Source organism: Streptomyces sp. NPDC055078 (assembly GCF_053607985.1).
The window spans coordinates 1-3,739 of sequence record NZ_JBSGUP010000757.1; the positions used below are offsets into that span (position 1 = coordinate 1).

The following is a 3,739-nucleotide window of genomic DNA, read 5'->3' on the forward strand; positions in this document are numbered from 1 at the left end:
AATAACATAACCTCTACACCGCCCAGCGAAAAGTTTAAGACTAACATGAACCGCGTCCCGGCCCCGGGGGTCTCCGCGTACCGCCCGTGCGGAAGCAGGCCGGCGAGGCGGCGGCCGGTCGACGGGGGCATCATACGGTCGGCCGCGCCCCGCGCCCCGCGCCCCGCGCCCCGCGCCCCGGGCCCCGCACCCCGGGCCACGAGCGCGGTGCGGTCGAAGGAGCGGAGGCGTTCGGCCGCGGGCTCCGTCATCGCCTTGCTGCAAGGCGCGTTCATGCTCGCGCGCGCGGCACCGACCCGTCACCGGTCCTGGGGGCGGGACGCGCGGCGACGGCCGTCGTCCGCGACGCGCTGGACCCGGCCCGGGCGGGCGGGGCCTGACCCACCCGGGCCTGCCCCACCCGGGCCTGCCCCACCCGGGCCTGCCCCACCCGGGCCTGCCCCTCCCGGGGGAGAACCGGACGGCCCGCCGCCCCGCGTACGCGGGCACGACGCCCGCCGGAGCGTCCCCGCTCACGGCTGTGCCGATCGCCGGTCCGCGTTGCGCCGGTACTGCCGTTGCTGGCACGCACGCGAGCAGTAGGTGCGGCGACGGCCGCGCGCCGGCTGGCTGAACGGTGCCGCGCAGACGGCACAGCGGCCCGCGGCCGTGGACTTTTCATCACGCGGCAGGTCCGTTTCATCACGCTCCCGGCGGGCCGGTGCGCGAAGGGGGATCGACTGCGCGGCGGCGACGAGTCCCGGTGGCGCGAACCGCCCGCGCGGCGTGTGCTTCATCAGTTCGTCATCGAGATCCGGGCATTGCCCCACGATGTCGTCGTCCGGGCACCGCAGCAGGTGCAGCAGATACCCATGCGCGCTCTCCAGTTGTCTGATCTTCTCCTCGATCAGCCCGGCGTGCCGCCGCACGGTGCTCTGCCAGTGCTGATTCCGGCTCCCCGCCGTGACGACGGACGACTGTTCGAGCGGCATCACCCCGACGACACAGCACAGATAGGCGAGTCCGATACGGCGGAGTTCGGTCTCGGTGTAGACGCGGCGTCCGTTGACACGCGGTGGTTCCGGCAGCACCCGTTGCGACTCCCACCACCGCAGCGTCGACGGGGCAAGGCCGTAGAGGGCCGCCGCCCGGCCGATCGAAACACCGCGTGGATCATCCATGCACCTATTTGACATCAAGTTGCCTTGAAGTCTCAAGATTGAAGTGAGGTTAGGCATACCTTACCTCTCCCGGTCATGGCCGTGGAGGCGGCGTCTGCGACACGGGGCGGGACCGAGGAATCCGGCGCCGGCGATGAGGTTCCCAGGAGGAACAGACGGATGAGCCAGACAACATACAGACGCACGGCCGCCGCGCCGGAGCCCCGTGCGGATACCGGGCAGTCGGCCGGACTCGCGCATCCCGGGGCGCTGGCACGGCTGCTCGCCCCGATCCGGACCCATCTCGTGATCTGCGCGGTCCTCTCGTCCCTGAGCGCGGCGGCGGGGATCGTGCCCTACATCGCCGTCGCCGAGATCGCGCGGGTCCTGCTCGACGACCCGGCGGGGGCGGCCGGGACCGTGTGGACCTGGGTGGGCATCGGTGCCGCGGGCGCCGGCGTGTGGCTGGTGCTGCTGGTGCAGACCTCCCGCGTCGGGCACTACGCGGACGCGGCGATCCTGCACGAGCTGCGTACGCGGATCGTGCGCCATCTCGGCTCGCTGCCGCTGGGCTGGTTCCGTTCCGCGGGCTCGGGCCGGGTCAAGAGGGCCATGACGGGCGATCTGGAGGAGATGCACGAGGTCATCGCGCACGCCCTGGGGCAGCTGACCGGGGCGGTCACGGTGATGGTCGTCGGGTCGGGCTATCTGCTCCTCGTCGATGTCCCCATGGCGTTGGTCGCGCTGGGTGTGCTGGGCCTGATGGGTCTCTTCTACCGCGTTTCGATGCGGTCCATGACGACCCATGTGAACCGGCTGGTCGCCGCCGAAGCGCGGATCAGCACCGCGAGCGTCGAGTACGCCGACGGCATCCAGGTGGTCAAGACGTTCGGCACCGGGGGCCGCGTCCTGCGCCGTTTCGACGACGCGGTGGACGAGTACGCCGAGGCGTTCGCGGCGTGGGTCGCCGAGGTGCGCTACAGCTCCGCGGCATCGCGGCTGTTCGGCTCGGAGATGGCCGTCCTCGCCGCCGTGACCGCTGCCGGGCTGGTCCTCGTCGACCGCGGCACACTCACCGTCGCGGACCTGGTGGCGTTCCTGGTCGTCGCGATCGGGCTGCCGAACTCGATCCTCCCGGCCGTGAACGGCGCCCAGGGCATCCGCAAGGGCCGGATGGGCGCGGCCAACATCGAACGGCTGCTGACCCGCCCGCCACTGCCCGAACCCGAACGCCCGCAGACACCGAGCGGTCACGGCGTCGAGTTCGACCGCGTCTCGTTCTCCTACGACGGGGTGACCGACGCCGTCGAGGAGGTCAGCGCCGTCTGCCCGCCGGGCCGGGTGACCGCGCTGGTGGGGCCGTCGGGCGCCGGCAAGACGACCCTCGCCGGTCTGCTGCCGCGCTTCTACGATGTGACCGGCGGGGCGATCCGGATCGGTGGCGTCGACGTACGCTCCATCCCGTCGGCCGAACTGCTGGCGTCGATGTCGCTGGTGTTCCAGGATGTCGCGCTGCTGCGGGACAGCGTGGCGGAGAACATCCGCATCGGCCGGCCCGGAGCCGGTGACGCGGAGGTCCGCGCGGCGGCTGCCGCCGCGCACATCCACGACGTGATCGAGGCGCTGCCCGACGGGTACGACACACTGCTCGACTCGGGCGGGGGCAGCCTGTCCGGCGGCGAGCGCCAGCGGCTGACGATCGCACGGGCGATCCTGTCCGGAGCGCCGATCGTCGTCCTGGACGAGGCGACGGCCGCGCTGGACGCCGACAGCGAGTCGGCGGTCCAGGAGGCGCTGGCCACCCTGGCGGTCGGCAAGACGGTGATCGTGATCGCCCACCGGCTGCACACGATCGCCGGCGCCGCCCAGATCCTCGTGCTCGACGGCGGACGGATCGTCGAACGGGGCCGACACGGCGAACTGCTCGCACACGACGGGCTGTACGCCCGCATGTGGGCCGCGCAGGAAGGGGTGCTCGCATGATCCGCCGGCTGTACCGACTGTGGCCGGAGCCACGGCTCCTGGCCCGCCTGTGGCTGCTCACGGCGGCGCAGGCTGTCCTTCAGGGCCTGCTGCTCGGCCTGCTCGTCCCGGTCCTGGACGCCGTCGTACGACCCGCGCCCGACGTCAGCGCGGCCACGCCGTGGCTCGTGGCCGGCGCGGTCGGCGCCGTCCTCTACGCGGTGCTGAGCGTCGTCGCCGACCCGGTGGGCTTCAAGGCGGCGGGCACGCTCGCGGCGCAGCTGCGGCAGCAGTTGATGCGCCACGTGAGCACGCTGCCGCTCGGCTGGTTCACCGCCGAGCACAAGGCGCGGCTCGCGCGGGGGGTGACCGCGGACGTGGGCGACGCCGCGCAGTTGGCCGTGGTGATCGCCGGGCCCGCGATCACCTCGACGCTGCTGCCGGCGACGGTCGTTGCCGTGACCTTCGCGGTCGACTGGCGGATGGCCGTGCTGCTGTGCGTGATCGCGCTGTTCGCCTTCTGGGCGCTGCGGCGTGCCGCGCGGATCGCCGAGATCGCCGAGATCGAGCTGGAGCGGGCGGCGGCCGGGGTCGCCGGGCGGGCGATCGAGCTGGGCCAGGCCCAGCCGGTCCTGCGT

At 72.7% G+C, this 3,739-nt stretch carries 3 protein-coding genes; 2 read left to right on the forward strand and 1 reads right to left on the reverse strand.

The window, feature by feature from the left end:
• Positions 1-512 precede the first annotated feature (512 nt).
• The gene (locus tag ACWF94_RS36130) at positions 513-1,160 is read right to left on the reverse strand and encodes a MerR family transcriptional regulator (protein WP_453498686.1); all 648 of its coding nucleotides are present in this window, start codon (positions 1,158-1,160) and stop codon (positions 513-515) included.
• 159 nt (positions 1,161-1,319) lie between these two features.
• Between ACWF94_RS36130 and ACWF94_RS36135 the strand changes: the two genes are divergently transcribed.
• Positions 1,320-3,122 carry an ABC transporter ATP-binding protein gene (locus ACWF94_RS36135; RefSeq protein ID WP_453498689.1) on the forward strand — a complete coding sequence of 601 codons (1,803 nt, stop codon included), beginning with the start codon at positions 1,320-1,322 and terminating at the stop codon, positions 3,120-3,122.
• Positions 3,119-3,739, forward strand: a 621-nt coding sequence (locus tag ACWF94_RS36140; RefSeq protein WP_453498691.1) for an ABC transporter transmembrane domain-containing protein, incomplete at its 3' end; no start/stop codon positions are given. The genes ACWF94_RS36135 and ACWF94_RS36140, both read left to right, overlap by 4 nt.

Bases quoted from the DNA above. Each gene is read 5' to 3' on its own strand.
- ACWF94_RS36130 (WP_453498686.1), bottom strand. From the start codon at position 1,160: ATGGATGATCCACGCGGTGTTTCGATCGGCCGGGCGGCGGCCCTCTAC.
- ACWF94_RS36135 (WP_453498689.1), top strand. From the start codon at position 1,320: ATGAGCCAGACAACATACAGACGCACGGCCGCCGCGCCGGAGCCCCGT.